Source organism: Pseudomonas sp. PDM03 (assembly GCF_014852385.1).
Classification (GTDB): domain Bacteria; phylum Pseudomonadota; class Gammaproteobacteria; order Pseudomonadales; family Pseudomonadaceae; genus Aquipseudomonas; species Aquipseudomonas migulae.
Map to the genome: position 1 here is coordinate 1 of NZ_JACVBM010000015.1, position 16,145 is coordinate 16,145.

The window sequence follows — 16,145 nt, forward strand, 5'->3', positions numbered from 1 at the left end:
CGATGGCGGTGGGTCAGCAACCTTTTTGTGGGCTGACCCACCGCCATCGCCAGCAAGCCGGCTCCTACAGGGGGGAATGTGGTTAATCAGTTGGTTTGCGGCATCTCGCCGTTGGCCAGGCGCTGGTTGATGTCGGCGATCACGGCCGGCAAATCGGTGATGGTGTCGATCATGTAGTGCGGGCGCGAGCCTTCGAACAGTGCGTGGATGCGCTTGCGTTCGCTGTCCAGCTCGTCACTGCCGAGGGCGCGATAACCTTCGTAGTCCAGGCCCAGCGCGTTGCCCGAGCAGATCAGCGCCACGGTCCACATGCCGGCGCGACGACCTTCAAGAATGCCTGGCACGGTGTCGTCGATCTTCACGCACGCGGCGACATCGTCGATGCCCAGGGCGATCACGTTGGCCAGTGCCTGAGCCGGCCATGGACGGCCGTTGGGCACTTCGTCGGTGGCGACCACGTGATCGGCGACGTAGCCATTGGTGGCGGCGAGTTCGACCACTTTGTCCATGACCTGTTTCGGGTAGCCGGAGCAGGAGCCGATCTTGATCCCTTGCGCACGCAGGTTGGCGATGGTCTCCAGCGCGCCGGGGATCAGCGCCGAGTGCTCGGCGATTTTTTCGATTTGCAGTGGCATGAAGCGTTGGTAAATCGCAGTGACGTCATCGTCGGTCGGCGTGCGGCCGAAGGCCTTGCGATAACGTTCGGCGACGGCCGGCTGATCGCACAGTGTGCGGATGTGATCCCACTTGCCCATGCCCATCGGGCCACGGGCTTCTTCGATGGACACCTGGACGTCGAATTCGGCGAAGGCCTCGACAAAAATCTGCGTTGGGGCGAAGGAGCCGAAGTCGACCACGGTGCCGGCCCAGTCGAGGATGGCGGCTTGCAGTTTGGTTGGGTTTGCGTAGTTCATGAGTATCGATGTCCTTGTAGGAGCTGGCTTGCCAGCGAAGGTCGTTAACGATGACGCGTGTTGTCTGGATGAGCGCGGTGCTGTTGAGTCCATCGCTGGCAAGCCAGCTCCTACAACAGCTGAGGCGCCTGTGGTTCAGATTTCTAGCACTTCCATCTCGCGCAGCACTTCAGCAATCGCCGCCACCGCCGCGTGCATCTCGGCCTGGTTGACGTGGCCGATGCAGCCGACGCGGAAGGTTTCGACCTGGGTCAATTTGCCGGGATAGAGGATGAAACCCTTGGCCTTGACGCGTTCGTAGAACTCCTTGAACTGGTAACGCGGGTCTTTCGGTGCGTGGAAAGTGACGATGATCGGCGCCTGGATCGCGGTGGGCAGGAAGCTGCGCAAGCCGAGCCTGGCCATGTCATCGAGCAACACTTTGCAGTTGTCGGCGTAGCGCTGATGCCGCGCCGGCAAACCGCCTTCTTCGTTGTATTGCAGCAGGGCTTCGTGCAGCGCCGCGACCACGTGGGTTGGCGGGGTGAAGCGCCATTGGCCGGTCTTGGCCATGTAGGTGTGCTGGTCGAACAGGTCCATCGCCAGCGAGTGCGAGTTGCCGGCGGCATTGGCCAGCGCGTCTTTTCGAGCGAAGACAAACCCCATCCCCGGCACGCCTTCCAGGCATTTGCCCGAGGCGGCGATCAGCGCGTCGAACGGCACCTGTTGCGCATCCACCGGCAACGCGCCGAAGGAACTCATGGCGTCGATGATCAGGCGTTTGCCGTGTTGCGCAATGACTTGGGCGATTTCCGGCAGCGGGTTGAGGATGCCGGTGCTGGTTTCGCAGTGGATCAGCGCGACGTGGGTGATGCTGGCGTCGGCCCGCAGCAGACGGTCTACGTCGGCGGCGGTGGTCGGTTCGTCTTCGGCGGTTTCAAAGGTGCTGAAGGAACGGCCGAGCACTTCGCAGATTTTCGCCAGGCGTTTGCCGTAGGCGCCGTTGATCAGCACCAGGACTTTGCCGTCGCGAGGCACCAGCGTGCCGATTGCCGCTTCGACGGCGAAGGTGCCGCTGCCTTGCAGGGGCACGCAGTGGTGACTGTCGCCGCCGTTGATGATCGCCAGCAGTTGCTCGCAGAGGCTGGCGGTCAGTTGATTGAAGCGGTCATCCCATGAACCCCAGTCGACCATCATCGCCTGACGGGTGCGGGCCGACGTCGTCAACGGGCCGGGGGTGAGCAGGATGGGTTCGGCAGTACTCATTCTCGTGTCCTCGCAATCGATGGGATGAAGCTACGGGGCTTAAATTGCAATTTGCCGTGCTATCAATCAAATTGTTTGTTGTTATGCCAGCCATCAGTGAGGGTTATTCATGAACCTGTTCCAGCTCCGCGCCTTCGATGCGGTGGCCCGCGAGGGCAGCTTCACCCGGGCCGCCGCGCGGCTGTTCATCAGCCAACCGGCGGTCACCGGGCACATCAAGGCGTTGGAGGAGCACTACCAGATCACCTTGCTGCGGCGCACCGCGCGTCGGGTCGAGCTGACGGAGGAGGGCACCAAACTCGCCGCGATCACCCGGGCGATGTTTGGTCTGGCCGAAGAAGCGCAAGTGATGCTGGAGGCCAATCGGCAATTGCTCACCGGGCGTCTGGAAGTGGCGGCGGACGGGCCGCACATGGTCATGCCGATGCTCGCGAGCCTGCGCGCGCGGTATCCGGGGATCACCGTGAACCTGCGCCTGGGCAATGCGCAGGAAACCCTGGCGGCGCTGTTGTCGGAGCATGCCGATGTGGCGGTGCTGACCGAGGTTGAACCGCGCAAAGGGTTGCATTTGCAGGCGCTGAGCGAGTCGCGGATTTGTGCGCTGGTGCCTGAGGGGCATGCTTGGGCGCAGCGTTCGAAAGGGGTGCCGCTGAAGGAACTGGATCAGGTCATCATGGTGTTGCGCGAACCGAGTTCGATTACTCGACGCACGTTCGATGATGCTTGCACCCAGGCGAAGGTGAGCCCTCGGGTGTTGCTGGAACTGGACAGTCGCGAGGCGGTGACCGAGGCCGTCGCGGCGCAGTTGGGGGTTGGCGTGGTGTCGTCGGTGGAGGTCAGCCATGACCCACGGGTGGCGGCGGTGCCGATTATTGGCGAGGGGTTGGTGAACCGGCACATGATCGGGTGCATGGAGCGGCGGCGGGATTTGCGCTTGATTCAGGCGTTTTTCGAGTTGGCGCCGGTCAGTTAGACCGCGGCGCGGCCATCGCGGGCAAGCCTCGCTCCTACAAGGTCGTATGCAACCTGTAGGAGCGAGCGGGCGGCGATCCGACTTGCCCGCGAAGGGGCCAGACCTGCCTACACCAGACTCTCGCGCACCATCTCCAGAAACGTCGCCACCACCCGCCGCGAACTCTGCTCGCGCAAACACACCAGCGTTTCCGTCAGCCGCCGCTTGCAGTCGGTGATCGGCAGCGCACACACCCGCGAATCCGCACCAAACTCCGCCGCCGAGACCACGCCCACCCCGATCCCCACGACCACCGCCTCACGCGCCGCCTCCCGGCCTTCGACCTGAATCGCCGGGCGAATCCGAAACCCGGCGCCGGCCATTTCCTCCTCCAGCGTCTGGCGCGTCACCGAGCCGATTTCCCGCAGCACCAGTGGCGTGTCGTCGAGGTCCGCGAGGCAGATCGACTCGCGGTCGGCCCACGGATGATTGCGCGAAACAAACGCCACCATCGGGTCATTGCGCAGCGGCAGCGAGATCAATCGTTCATCGCTGACATCGCGCCCGAGCAACGCCAGGTCAGCCTGATAGTTGAACAGCCGAAACAGCGATTCATCAGTGTTGCCGGTTTCGATCTTCACGCTGATGCCGGGGTAGCGCTCGCAGAACCGCGCGATCTGCGGCAGCACGTGCACCGGGGCGTCCACCGCCAGAATCAGGCTGCCGGTCTGCAACGCCTGCGAGTCCTGAAGTAACTCCTGCGCCTCGGCTTCGATGACGAACAATCGCTGGGTAATGCTCAACAAGCGTTCACCCAGATCGGTCAGGCGCACCGAACGTTTGTTGCGGTGGAACAGCAACACCCCGAAGCGCTCTTCGAGCTTGCGCACCTGGTCGGAAATCGCCGGTTGCGTGAGAAAAAGCCGCTCGGCGGCTTTGGTGAAGCTTCCGTGAACAGCCACGGCATGGAAGGCTTTGAGCTGGGCGTGGGAAACCGACATCGAAACCTCCAGTAACAAGCTGGGCTTATATTGGAAATACGATAAATCGATTTCACTTATTAATCAGTAATTGTTTTTATCGGCTCCAGTCGCGGTGACTGGTCAGTCGAACAGCCTCCGTGACCATGAGCCTGCGCGTGCAATTGCAGGACTCATCTGACCGGTATCGCCAAAGGGACGCAGCGATATCGCAGTGCTCAACAATAAAAAACACAGGCGTTTTCTTCCAATTCTGCCGGCACACTCACACCCTGAGGTCAGAACCACAATGAACAAGCACATCGGCACCATCAAGCGTTGGCGCGTGCAGATCTTCGCGATCACCTGGCTCGCCTACGCCGCTTTCTACTTCACCCGCAAAGCCTTTTCCGTGGCCAAACTGGGGATCGCCGAAGACCCCACGTTCACCCTCGACAAAATGGCCATGGCCAACCTCGACGCTATCTATCTCGCTGCGTACGCCATCGGGCAATTCACTTGGGGCATCCTCGCCGACCGCTTTGGCCCACGGGTCGTGGTGCTCGGCGGGTTGCTGATTTCCGCTGCGGCGGCGCTGGTGATGGGCAGCTTCGCGACGTTACCGATTTTCGCCACCTGCATGTTGATTCAAGGCCTGGCCCAGTCCACGGGATGGTCGGGGCTCTGCAAGAACATCGGCAGTTTCTTCCCCGCCGAACAGCGCGGTCGGGTGCTCGGGTTATGGAGTTCCTGCTATGCCTTCGGCGGGCTCGTGGCTTCGCCGTTTGCCGGTTGGTGGGCGTATACGCTCATCGGCTCCTGGCATGCGGCGTTCATTTCCAGTGCGGCGGTGGTTGGGCTGGTCGCCGTGCTGTTTTTTATTTTTCAACGCAACAAACCGCAAGACGTTGGCTTGCCGGCGGTGGAACCCGAGCCTGCGCTGACCGCCGAGGAGGCGCATGCGCAAAGCAAGATCAGCGTGCTGGAACCGCTGAAGGAAATCCTGCGCAACCGCACGGTGCTGGTTCTCGGGCTCGCGTACTTCCTGCTGAAACCGGCGCGCTACGCGATTCTGTTGTGGGGGCCGGTGATCGTTTTCGAGCAGATGCCAACCGTGGGCAAGGTCGGTGCGGCGATCATCCCGACGGCGTTCGAACTGGCCGGGTTGCTCGGGCCGATCCTGCTCGGGCTGGCCTCGGACAAACTGTTCGGCGCCCGACGCATGCCGGCCTGCGTGATCAGTTTGCTTGCGTTGACCATTTCGCTGGCGTTGTTCATGGGCGCCTTGCACACCGGCAGTGTGATGCTGGTGGTGGCGCTGCTGTTCGTGATGGGCCTGACCCTGTACGGACCTGACTCGATGATCAGCGGCGCGGCGGCCATCGATTTCGGCACCGCCAAGGCCGGCGCCACGTCGGCGGGCTTCGTCAACGGTTGCGGCTCGGTCGGGGCGATCCTCGGCGGTTTGCTGCCGGGCTACTTCGACTCGGTCACCGTGTTCATTATCTTCGCCGGCTGCGCCTTGTTTTCAGCGCTGGTGCTGATCCCCTACTGGAATAGCCGCCCGGCTGGCCTGCGTGGCGAAACTGCATTCGTGCCGAACCGGCCGATGAGCGTCAAACCCCTGCGTACCTGAGGAAATACCGATGAGACCTTTCTGGCTGGAACAGGCGCTGGCGGCTGAGTCGTGCGCGCCGTGCGAACCTTTGCCCGGCGACACCCGCGCCGATGTCTGCATCGTCGGCGGTGGCTACACCGGTTTGTGGACTGCGATCATGCTCAAGGAGCAGAACCCGGAACTGGATGTGTTGCTGATCGAAGCCGACATCTGCGGTGCCGGCGCCAGCGGCCGCAACGGCGGTTGTGCGCTGTCGTGGTCGGCCAAGTATTTCACCCTGGAAAGGTTGTTCGGCGTCGAAGAGGCGGTGCGGCTGGTCAAGGAATCCGAGCGCAGTATTCATGCGATCGGCACCTTCTGCGAACAGTACGGCGTGGACGCCGATTACCGCCTCGACGGCACGCTCTACACCGCGACCAACCGCGCCCAATGCGGCTCGACCGACGCGGTGATCGCTGCGCTCGAACGCCACGGCATCAACTCGTTCACGCAACGGCCGGTCGCGGATGTGCAGCGCATGGCCGGTTCCCGAAAACACCTGGAAGGCTGGTTCTCACCGGCCGCCGCCAGCGTGCAACCGGGCAAGCTGGTGCGCGGTTTGCGCCGGGTGGCGTTGCAGTTGGGCGTGAGGATTCATGAGAACACCGCGATGACCGGACTGGAGGAGGGCAAACCGGCAGGGATCCAGACCCCGCACGGCACTGTCCGCGCGGACCGGGTGGTGCTGGCGATGAACGCGTGGATGGCCCGCGCGTTCCCGCAGTTCGAGCGCAGCGTGGCGATTGTCTCCAGCGACATGCTGATCACCGAACCACGGCCGGACCTGCTCGACCAGATCGGTTTGACCAGCGGTGTCACGGTGCTCGATTCACGGATTTTCGTGCACTACTACCACAACACCCCGGACGGCCGGATCATGCTCGGCAAGGGCGGCAACACGTTTGCCTACGGTGGCCGGATGCTGCCGGTGTTCGATCAGCCATCGCCCTATGCAGGCCTGTTGCAGCACAGCCTCAGCGAGTTTTTTCCGGCGTTTGCCGAGGTCAAAGTCGAAGCGACGTGGAACGGTCCGTCGGATCGCTCGGTCACCGGTTTACCGTTCTTCGGCCAGATGAGCGCCCACGGGAATGTGTTCTACGGCTTCGGTTATTCCGGCAGCGGGGTCGGGCCCTGTCACATGGGTGGGCAGATTCTCGCTTCGATGGTTCAGGGGCTCGACAATGCCTGGACCCGTTCACCGCTGGTCAACGGTCCGTTGGGCTTCTTTCCGCCGGAGCCGATTCGCTACCTCGGTTCGCTGATGGTGCGCAACGCCATCCGCCGCAAGGAGCGCGCCGAAGATCACGGGCGTCGGCCACGGCATCTGGACGTGCGCCTGGCGAAATTCGCGGCGGCAGCGGGCAAGGCGGACAAGGGCTGATCAGGCCTGACGGTTGATCAGCCAATCAAGCAGCAGCCGGTCATCACCGCGTGGTTGTCGCGTGGTTCGAGGCGCTGGCGGATGGCTCGCCGTCGCGCACAACACCGGGCGGTCCGGATCGCTGTCGAGAAAACTGATGAGCGCCTCGGTGCCGGCGACCGGCAGCTTCGACGGATCGATCCGACCGTCCGCTGTTGCGAGAGCCAGGGGTAGCCAAAGGCCGGGGGATTCATCGTCATCGGACTCTGGGGTGGGCCACAATCTGACCTGTATCCGGCCTTGTTCATCCAGCACCGCAGGCTGGCCGGCCGGGCCGAGCACCCGCGCCGTCTGGAAGCCCGGAATGCCGGGCCTGGCGTGTGTCAGCGCGGGGCGGAACACCGTTGACCACGGAATGGCGGTGAACTGATTGCTGTAACGCCGGCTCATGTCAGAGGTGGCCGGGGCGAGTATCGACGGTTGCTGTCCCTGATGACGGAGCTCGGTCAGCAGCCATTGATCGTTGAAGTTCTGCAACGGATGTTCCGACACTTGCACGATGCGTCCGCTGCGCAATTCGCTGTGATTGCTTTGACCCTGTATCTGCCGATGCAGACAGCGCAAGCGCTCGAGTATCCGGCGGCTGAGCCGTTCGCGATCGAGCGGTGGCGGGGCGGGGGGCGCGCAGAGTGGCGGCGAGGTGTGCCGCTGGAACAGTTCGTTGATCACCGGCTCGTTCGCGTGCTCGGGGGTGTCGCCATGAAACGGCGTCAGCAGCGGTTCCTGGGGGAAACTCAGGCAGTCATCCGCGAGCACCAGCACATGGCCGTCGCATTGATGTTCGAAGTGATAGTGGATGCCTTCTTCTTCGCACAGACGTTGCAGGAACGTCAGGTCGCTCTCGTCAAACTGAATGCAAAACGGCCTGGCGGGATAACGCCCGTTCGGCAGTTCGAAACGATAGCTGTCTTCGGGCACTGAGTTTTCTGCGAGTAACTGGCGCAGGATCGCTGGCACATTGAGTTGATGAAACACCCGTCGGCAATGCTGCCGGTCGAGATTTTGCAGCCAGGGCACCACCACCAATCTGTACCCGATCCAGTGCGGGCCGCGATGTTCGTGGCTGGCGCTGTGGACGACGCCATGAATACCAAGGCCTTGCGTCAGGCTGAGGAACACCGGTTGTTGCAACAGGCGATCCGGGCTCATCGCCGGTGACAGGCCGATCACTTCGATATCGAATCGATAGGGCTGGTTGAGCGCTTCATGGCCACTGAACTGAACCACCTGCCAACTCAAATCGGCGTCCAGCAGTGTCAGGGTGAAGGGACTTTCCTTGTCGTTGTGCATCGATCGCGCTTCTGCCAGGGAGTACGGGCACAGAGGGTACGAAACCGTGGGCCTTTATGGTCACCGCAAATCGACGTTTCAGAATCGCCCTACAACCAGCGGTGAAGAAGTCGATTCGACAGGATGGATTTTTTGGTCGATTGCCAACTTTAGGCCGTATAAACTTGCGCAAAGCGTCGGCCAATAGATGTCTCGGCGCCATAGATAAGAGAGTGAGTAATGGGCGCACAGTGGAAGGTTAAACACAAAGAAGCGGCAGCCAACGCCAAGGGCAAGATCTTCGGCAAACTGGTGAAAGAAATCACCATTGCTGCGCGTAACGGTGCCGATACCGCCACCAACGCACACCTGCGTCTGGTGGTTGAACAGGCCAAAAAGGCGTCGATGCCCCGCGAAACCCTGGAACGTGCGATCAAGAAGGGCTCCGGCCAGCTCGGCGAAACCGTGCAATACCATCGCGTGACTTACGAAGGGTTCGCGCCGCACCAGGTGCCGCTGATCGTTGAATGCGTGACCGACAACATCAACCGCACCGTCGCTGAAATCCGCGTCGCGTTCCGCAAGGGCCAGCTCGGCGCCTCCGGTTCCGTCGCCTGGGACTTTGACCATGTGGGCATGATCGAGGCGTCCCCGGACAGCCCGGATGCCGATCCGGAAATGGCCGCTATCGAAGCCGGCGCACAGGATTTCGAACCTGCCGATGACGGCGCTACTCTGTTCATCACCGAAGCGACCGATCTGGATTCGGTGCAGAAAGCCTTGCCTGAGCAGGGTTTCACCGTGTTGTCGGCGAAGCTGGGCTACAAGCCGAAGAACCCGGTCAGCGGCCTGAGCGACGAGCAGATGGCTGAGGTTGAAGCGTTCCTGGAAGGCCTCGACAACCACGATGATGTGCAGGACATGTTTGTCGGTCTGGCTGGGTAATTTGTTGCTTCAGTGATACCGCCATCGCTAGCAGGCTAGCTCCCACACTGGATTGTGAACACCGGTCAATTGTGGGAGCTAGCCTGCTAGCGATTGACCGCGCAGCGGTCACCGATTGTTCAATTCCCGCACAATCTCGCTGAACCCCGGCCGCGCCAGCACTTTCGGCTGGCAGCAACGTTGCTGCAAATCCTCCAGCTTCACACGCGCCTGATCACTCAGCCCCGAGTCGATCCGCTCCAGCAGTTCCCCCAACAGAACGCCAAACGCACGCACCTCGATCCGCTGCAATGCACGGGTTTCAAGGCTGTCCTCGGTCGCGTGGAAAGACGCTGCGCCAAAGTCCCCCAACAGACAATCGCCGTGCTCGTTCCATAGAATATTGTGGCCATAGAGGTCGCCGTGGGTGATGCCCTGGCGGTGCAGATGCTCGGCCACCGACGCGATGCCACAGGCGATCCGCAAGGCCACGTCGGCGCTGAACCGGGTATCGCTGGCGTAGACATCGCGGCTGCAGGATTCCAGGCTCGGCAACCCGGCGAGGTTGCGATAGCTCGGGTCGATCAACTCCATGACCAACCCGGCCTGGGCCTGCGGATGCTCGACAATCCGTCCTTCGACCCGGATCAGGTTGGGGTGAAGGCCGGCGGTGATGCAGGCGTTCATTTCATGCAGCGGCGAGCCATCGCTGGTCATTTCGCCCTTGTAGAGTTTGACCGCGACCGGCGTTGCCTGCTTCCACAACGCCTGATGAATGACGCCGGAAGCGCCTTCACCCAGCTTCTGTTCAAGGCTCAGCTGTGACCAGGGAATCGTCGGCGTGGCATCGAGCGCGGCGGCATCGGCTTCGGTTTCCAGCGGATTGCCGGCATAGGCCAGCCAGGTCAGGCTCGGCAGGGTCAGCAACCAGGATGGCAACTCGGTAAACTGGTTGGCGGCGATGCGGGTCAGCTCGAGGCGATGGCAATTGCTCAGGCTCTGGGGCAAGCACCGCAGGCGGTTACCGGCCAGCATCAGTTTTTGCAGATACGGGCGTTCGCCCAGTTCGGTCGGCAATTCGCTGATGCGGTTGTCGGTCAGGATCAACCAGCGCAACAACGGCGGCAGCGCGGCGCCAGGTACGGTTTCGATACGGTTGGCCTTGAAACCGACCATGGTCAGTGCGGGGCACTGGCCGAGGCAGGCGGGCAGTTCGCTGAACTGGTTGCGGTCGCAGAACAACACGCGCAAACGGGTCAGGCGATGAAAGTCGTCCGGCAGGCTGCGCAACGCGTTGCCACTGAGGTTGAGCACCTCCAGCGAATCCGCCAGGTCGAGGATTTCCCGGGGGAACTCCGTCAGGTCGGCGGCCAGGTCCAGGCGAGTGGTGCCAGCCAGCAGGCCGGCGCGCAGTTGGGCAAGGGTATCCATGATCAGATTCGCTATTGATCGAAGGTAGGGCGCGAGGCCCGATAAAGGGCGACATGATAGCGGTAAAACCCGGGTGGTTGTCAGACCGCTATCGCGAGCCGGCTCACTCCCACAGTAGACCAAGTTATCTGGATGTACGCGGTCAACTGTGGGAGTGAGCCTGCTCGCGATGGCGTTGGGTGCTGCGCCGCAAGAACTGGGTTCAGGCCGTCTCCCTGACTTCCATCAACTGTCCCAATCGACTGCGGGTGCGCGCCAGGTCAATGGCATCGCCGCCCAGGCTTTCGCGCAACGAGCGGTGGCCGAGCAGGATCAGGTGCTTGTCCTGGTCGTATAGAACGTCCACCAGATTGATGAAACGCTGCTGCGCGGCAATCGAGCAGTCGGCGAGGTTGGGCAGTTTATCGATGATCCAGTGGTCGAAACGTCGGCACAGCTCCAGGTAATCCATGACCGCCGTGGGGTGGTCGCACAGATCGCCGAAGGTGAAACCGATGGTGCGTCCTGCGCAATATCGGGCTGGGAGATGCCGGTTGCCGACGGGCAAAGGAATGGATGGCGCGTCGGGCCCGGGCAGGTTCAGTGCCTGACGTTGCGCCAGCGTAGCCGGCCAGACGTAGTGACCCTGGGTAAACAACTGCTGGGCGTGGGTTCTCGCCTGACTGCGATAGTCGTGCGGGCCGCCGACTTCCATGACTTGCATGCGCGCATTGATCAGGTCGATCACCGGTTTGAAGCGCGCGTGGTAGAGCGGGTTTGGCAGCAAGCCCTCAGGCGGGTAATTGGAGGTCACCAGCAGCAGAATGCCTCGGCGAAACAGAGCCTTGAACAGCCGCGCGATGAGCATCGCGTCGCCAATGTCGTGGACGTGAAACTCGTCGAAACACAGCACGCGGCAATCGTTCAGCAAGTCGTCGAGCGTCGTCGCCAGCGCATCCGGGTGATCGCGATGACTGAACATGCCTTGGTGCAGTCGAGCGAAAAACTCGTGGAAGTGCAGGCGCTGTTTTTCCGCGATCGGCAGCGCCTGGAAAAAGCCGTCGAGCAACCAGCTCTTGCCACGCCCCACGGCGCCGTACAGATACAGGCCCGGCAGCGTTTTCGCCGAAGTGCCGAGCAGTGCCGCGGCGTGCTGCGCCATGCAGTCGATTACGCGCTGCTGGCTGTGGCTGAGGGTGTAACCCTGTGCATGGGCCTTGTGCCGGAAGTAGTCGTGGATTACGCGCCCCGTCGCTGAATGAGCGGCGGAAGCGGTCGATGCCTTGCCGAAGAGGCGGCGCAGCGCGGGCCAGCGTGGTGTGAATCGCGAACGGTTGGGCGGTCGAACGGCCACTGTGTCACCCCGTAATCGTCAGGCAGGCTCCCCGAGCTGCGGCGGTGTAGTGTAACCAAATGAGGAAATTTGCTTCCAGTTGTGTCGACAAGTGCGGGGCGCAATTGGGCAGTGTGATGCTGGAGGTGGGGGGAGCGCCAAACCTGTGGGAGCGGGCCCGCTCCCACAGGGTTTTGTTGTGTTGGCTCGATAGTGAACTACCGCTCGATACTACGATTCCACCGCGCATTCCACGCCGGGCGCTGTTCGTTGACCTGGTCCCAGTCGATGGCAATCGCCGTCGTCAGATACTGCTTCATCGCTTCGACCTGGCCCCGGGTCTTGTCCGTGGTCGGGGTGTTCGGGTTGGACGGGATCTGATCGCCATCTTCAAGTGCAGCGGCTTGCGCCTCGGGGGTCAGCAGAAACGCGGCGAGTTTCTGCGCCAGTTGCGGCTGGGTGTTGTTGGCGATGGCGCATTCGGCAACGTTGAGCACCACTGCGCCTTCCTTCGGTTGCGCATATTCGACCGGCATGCCTTTGAGTTTCAGCGCGGTGACCTGGGTCGGCGTCAGCGGGAACAGCGCCGCTTCGTCGGTCTGGAGCATTTCGGAAATCTTCGCCGAGCTCGGAATGTATTCCAGCACGTTGCGCCCGACGGTGTTCGGCCACGCCTTGAAGCCCGGCTCGACGTCGGTTTCGCTGCCGCCCTGAATCCGGTTGAACATCAGGAAACCGTGCAGGCCGAAGGTCGAAGAAGCCATCGACTGGAACACCAGTTTGTCCTTGAAGCGCGGGTCGGCCATGTCCATCCACGAGGTCGGCGTCGCCCAGCCTTTTTCCTTGAACAACCGTGTGTTGTACGCCAGTCCCGTGACGCCAAGGCTGACCGCCACGGCCTGGTCCTTGATGCGGCCCTTGGCCGGAATCTGCGCCAGGGTCGGGCTGTCTTCGAGTTTGTCGCACAGGCCCATGGCGATGGCGCGGTACATGATGCCGTCGTCGAGGAACATCACGTGCATTTGCGGGTTGCCTTTGCTGGCCTGGACCTTGGCCAGAATATCGGCGGACGTGCCGGGCACGATCACCACTTTGACGTTGTTGGCCTTCTCGAAAACCGGCAGCACCTTGTCGGCGTAGAGCCGTTCCATGGTCCCGCCGTTCATGCCGAGGTAAAGCGTCGGTTCGGCCTGGGCCTGGGTAACCGTGAGCAGGGCGCTCAGGCACGAAAGTCCGAGCAGTGCAGTGCGTTTGACGTTATTCATTGGCGCGACCTTCCTCTATCAAGCAACGGAGATGGAGTGAAACCGGGTGATGGAAAACGCATCCAGCGACGTGGTTGAGGCGCCGCTGCAGATGATCTCGGTGAGCGCCTGACCCACCGCCGGACCGATCTGGAAACCTGCGCCGGCAAAGCCGAACGCGTGCAACAGACCGGGTTGAGTGCCACTGTGACCGATCACCGGTTGGCGATCGGGCAAGTAACCTTCGGTGCCGCTCCAGGTACGAATCGCCTGGGCGCCTTCAAGAAACGGATAGAGCTCCACGGCTTGGCGCAGGATTTCGATCACCGCGTGTTGACCGGGGCGGGCGCGCGCGCCGTCGAGGGCAAACCCCTGGCCGCCGCCCAACACGCAATTGCCGCGCGCGACCTGACGCGCATAAATACCGCCGCCCTCGACGCCGGTGCTGGCATCCATCACCCATGGCAAGGGTTCGGTGACCAACATCGCCGGGTGCCCGGCGTGCATCGGCACCGCTTCGTCGAACTGCGCGGCAAGGCTGCCGGCCCATGCGCCAGCGCAGTTCAGCAGCCAAGGGGAGTGCAGCTCTAAACCGTTTTGCGTGCTGACGCGAAAGCGCTGGCCGTCGTGCTCCACGGCGCTCACCGCGCATTGTTCGTGGACTTGCGCGCCGTGGCGCTGTGCTGCCCGGGCAAACGCGGGTGAAACCAGTCGTGGGTTGGCGTGACCGTCATCCGGGCAAAACGAAGCGCCGACCGCGACGTCGCCGACCCACGGAAAACGCCTGCGTAATTCATTGCGATCAAGCACCTGCAAGTCGAGGCCGAAACCCTGACTGCTGGCGGCATAGTCCTGCAATGCGCGCAGGTCGTTGAGGCTGCGCGCCAGTTTCAAGTGGCCGCTGCGCTGGTACTCACCGTCGATGCCGATCAACTGCGGCAACTGCCCCCAGATTTCGTGAGCCTGTTGCGACAGCGGTAGTTGCGACAACGGTCGGCCCTGTCGCCGCACGCCGCCGTAGTTCACGCCGCTGGAGTGCGAACCGCAAAAATCGCGTTCCAGCAGCGCCACGCGACGCCCGGCCTTGCTCAGGAAGAGCGCGGCGGAGGCACCGACAATGCCGCCGCCAATGATCACTGCATCGACCTCGATCATGGCTCGACCTCCAGACCAAACGGCAACGGTTTGATCGGTGCCTGCGCCCGCAGGCGGCCGATGTCAGAGACGTTTCGCTGACTGGCGCAGGCAATGATTTCTGCGGCGGCAGCGCCACACATGCGCCCCTGACAGCGACCCATGCCGACCCGGCAATGGGCCTTGACCCGGTTGATTTCCCAATGGCCCTCGCGCACGACGTCGCGGATGTCACCGGCGCGCACTTCTTCGCAGCGGCAGACCATCACGTCGTCCGGCGTATCGGCCGCCCAGTTTTGTGGAAACACGAAAGCGCGTTCCAGGCCTTGGCGAAAGCTATCGATTCGTTCAAGTGCCTGCTCCAGTTGCACGCCACGCTTGGGCGCAACCACGTGACCCATGTCTTCGAGCAAGGCGAGGGCGGCCCGTTCGCCGGCCATTTCCGCCGCGTCGGCGCCCATGATGCCGGCGCCGTCGCCGGCCAGATAAACCTCGGCGACACTGCTGCGACCGGCGCCGTCACGCTGCGGCAGCCAGGCGCGGTTGAGCGGGTTCCAGGCGAATGCGCAGCCGAGCAAGTCGGCGAGTTGGGTTTCACTGCGCAGGCCATGGGCGAATGCCACGGCGTCGCAGTCCAGTTGATGCTCACGGTTTGAGTTGGACCAACGCAGCGACTGCACGCGGTGTTCGCCATCGATGCGTTTCAAGGTTGCCCCCTGATGCACCGGGATGCCGTGAGCGGTCAGCCAGCTGCGGTAATAGATGCCTTTGGCCAATGTGGCCGGTTGCGCCAACAGATCGGGCAGGGCGCGGGCTTGGGCGCTGAACGGCGAGCTGTCGAGCACCGCGACCACGTTCGCGCCGGCCTTGGCGTATTGATACGCCACCAGATACAGCAACGGTCCACTGCCAGCGAACACCACGCGTTCACCGATGGCGCAGCCCTGGAATTTCAGGGCGATCTGCGCAGCGCCAAGGCTGTAGACGCCAGGCAGCGTCCAACCTTGCACCGGTAAAACCCGGTCGGTGGCGCCCGTGGCGACGATCACCCGAGAGAACTCCAAGCGTGCGGCGCGCTGCTCGTGCAAGGTGTCGAGCGCGCCGGCCTCGGCGTTCCACACCAGGGTTTCAGGACGGTAATCGAGCTGCTCGCGCAACTCGTCAATCGTCTGGTGCAAGGCTTTCGCCTTGCGCGCTTCGAAGCCATACAGCTTGACCGCCGAGCGCTTGAAGTTCGCTGGCTGCCGCCGATAAATCTGCCCGCCACCGCGCGCGGCTTCGTCCAGCAAAACCGGGCGCACACCATGCGCCACCAGCGTCTGCGCCGCACGAATCCCGGCCGGCCCGGCACCCACAATAACCACCGACTTCATACCCAACCCCCTGCAGGAGCGAGCCTGCTCGCGAACAGGGCCTCACATCCAACACCCATGTCGGCTGACCCACCGCTATCGCCAGCAAGCCGGCTCCTACAGTGGATTGGGATTGGTCGCGAATTTTGTGCTCGACACAGCTCCCTTGTAGGAGCTGGCTTGCTAGCGATGGCGGCCTCACATCCAACATTCATGTCGACTGACCCACCGCCATCGCCAGCAAGCTGGCTCCTACAGTGGATTGGGGTTGGTCGCGAATTTTGTGCTCGGCACAGATCCCCTGTAGGAGCTGGCTTGCCGGCGATGGCGGC

Annotated in this window: 13 protein-coding genes; 4 read left to right on the plus strand and 9 right to left on the minus strand. The window is 62.6% G+C overall.

The window, feature by feature from the left end; genetic code table 11:
- Positions 1 to 86: 86 nt before the first annotated feature.
- Positions 87 to 914 (minus strand): phosphonoacetaldehyde hydrolase, encoded by an 828-nt coding sequence (phnX, locus tag IB254_RS19715; protein WP_008040487.1) that lies wholly within the window; start codon positions 912 to 914, stop codon positions 87 to 89.
- A 135-nt stretch (positions 915 to 1,049) separates the two neighbouring features.
- The gene (locus IB254_RS19720; RefSeq protein WP_192418970.1) at positions 1,050 to 2,159 is read right to left on the minus strand and encodes a 2-aminoethylphosphonate--pyruvate transaminase; all 1,110 of its coding nucleotides are present in this window, start codon (positions 2,157 to 2,159) and stop codon (positions 1,050 to 1,052) included.
- 109 nt (positions 2,160 to 2,268) lie between these two features.
- Here IB254_RS19720 and IB254_RS19725 point away from each other — a divergent pair, with 109 nt between their 5' ends.
- A complete protein-coding gene (locus IB254_RS19725) occupies positions 2,269 to 3,132 on the plus strand; it encodes a LysR substrate-binding domain-containing protein (RefSeq protein WP_192418972.1) in 864 nt (287 codons plus the stop codon).
- Between the two features lie 107 nt (positions 3,133 to 3,239).
- Here IB254_RS19725 and IB254_RS19730 read toward each other — a convergent pair whose 3' ends face one another.
- A complete protein-coding gene (locus IB254_RS19730) occupies positions 3,240 to 4,112 on the minus strand; it encodes a LysR family transcriptional regulator (protein WP_008029617.1) in 873 nt (290 codons plus the stop codon).
- Positions 4,113 to 4,380: 268 nt separating this feature from the next.
- On the opposite strand from IB254_RS19730, the gene IB254_RS19735 reads away from it, so the two are divergent.
- Positions 4,381 to 5,706, plus strand: a complete 1,326-nt coding sequence (locus tag IB254_RS19735) for an MFS transporter (protein WP_192418974.1) — start codon at positions 4,381 to 4,383, stop codon at positions 5,704 to 5,706.
- A gap of 4 nt (positions 5,707 to 5,710) precedes the next feature.
- Positions 5,711 to 7,108 (plus strand): FAD-dependent oxidoreductase, encoded by a 1,398-nt coding sequence (locus IB254_RS19740; RefSeq protein WP_177318886.1) that lies wholly within the window; start codon positions 5,711 to 5,713, stop codon positions 7,106 to 7,108.
- Here IB254_RS19740 and IB254_RS19745 read toward each other — a convergent pair whose 3' ends face one another.
- Positions 7,109 to 8,437, minus strand: a complete 1,329-nt coding sequence (locus tag IB254_RS19745) for a type VI secretion system Vgr family protein (RefSeq protein WP_192418976.1) — start codon at positions 8,435 to 8,437, stop codon at positions 7,109 to 7,111.
- A gap of 219 nt (positions 8,438 to 8,656) precedes the next feature.
- Here IB254_RS19745 and IB254_RS19750 point away from each other — a divergent pair, with 219 nt between their 5' ends.
- The gene (locus IB254_RS19750) at positions 8,657 to 9,361 is read left to right on the plus strand and encodes a YebC/PmpR family DNA-binding transcriptional regulator (protein ID WP_008029612.1); all 705 of its coding nucleotides are present in this window, start codon (positions 8,657 to 8,659) and stop codon (positions 9,359 to 9,361) included.
- Positions 9,362 to 9,469: 108 nt separating this feature from the next.
- Here the strand turns inward: IB254_RS19750 and IB254_RS19755 are convergent, their stop codons facing one another.
- From IB254_RS19755 to IB254_RS19775, 5 genes are all read right to left on the minus strand, one after another.
- Entirely contained in the window at positions 9,470 to 10,771 is a 1,302-nt protein-coding gene (locus IB254_RS19755; RefSeq protein WP_192418978.1) for a protein kinase, read from the minus strand.
- A gap of 202 nt (positions 10,772 to 10,973) precedes the next feature.
- The gene (zapE, locus tag IB254_RS19760; RefSeq protein ID WP_192418980.1) at positions 10,974 to 12,104 is read right to left on the minus strand and encodes a cell division protein ZapE; all 1,131 of its coding nucleotides are present in this window, start codon (positions 12,102 to 12,104) and stop codon (positions 10,974 to 10,976) included.
- Positions 12,105 to 12,301: 197 nt separating this feature from the next.
- Positions 12,302 to 13,348 carry an ABC transporter substrate-binding protein gene (locus tag IB254_RS19765; protein ID WP_192418982.1) on the minus strand — a complete coding sequence of 349 codons (1,047 nt, stop codon included), beginning with the start codon at positions 13,346 to 13,348 and terminating at the stop codon, positions 12,302 to 12,304.
- Between the two features lie 18 nt (positions 13,349 to 13,366).
- Positions 13,367 to 14,482 carry an NAD(P)/FAD-dependent oxidoreductase gene (locus IB254_RS19770; RefSeq protein ID WP_192418983.1) on the minus strand — a complete coding sequence of 372 codons (1,116 nt, stop codon included), beginning with the start codon at positions 14,480 to 14,482 and terminating at the stop codon, positions 13,367 to 13,369.
- A complete protein-coding gene (locus IB254_RS19775; protein ID WP_192418985.1) occupies positions 14,479 to 15,834 on the minus strand; it encodes an NAD(P)/FAD-dependent oxidoreductase in 1,356 nt (451 codons plus the stop codon). The genes IB254_RS19770 and IB254_RS19775 overlap by 4 nt, the downstream gene beginning before the upstream one ends.
- Positions 15,835 to 16,145 lie beyond the last annotated feature (311 nt).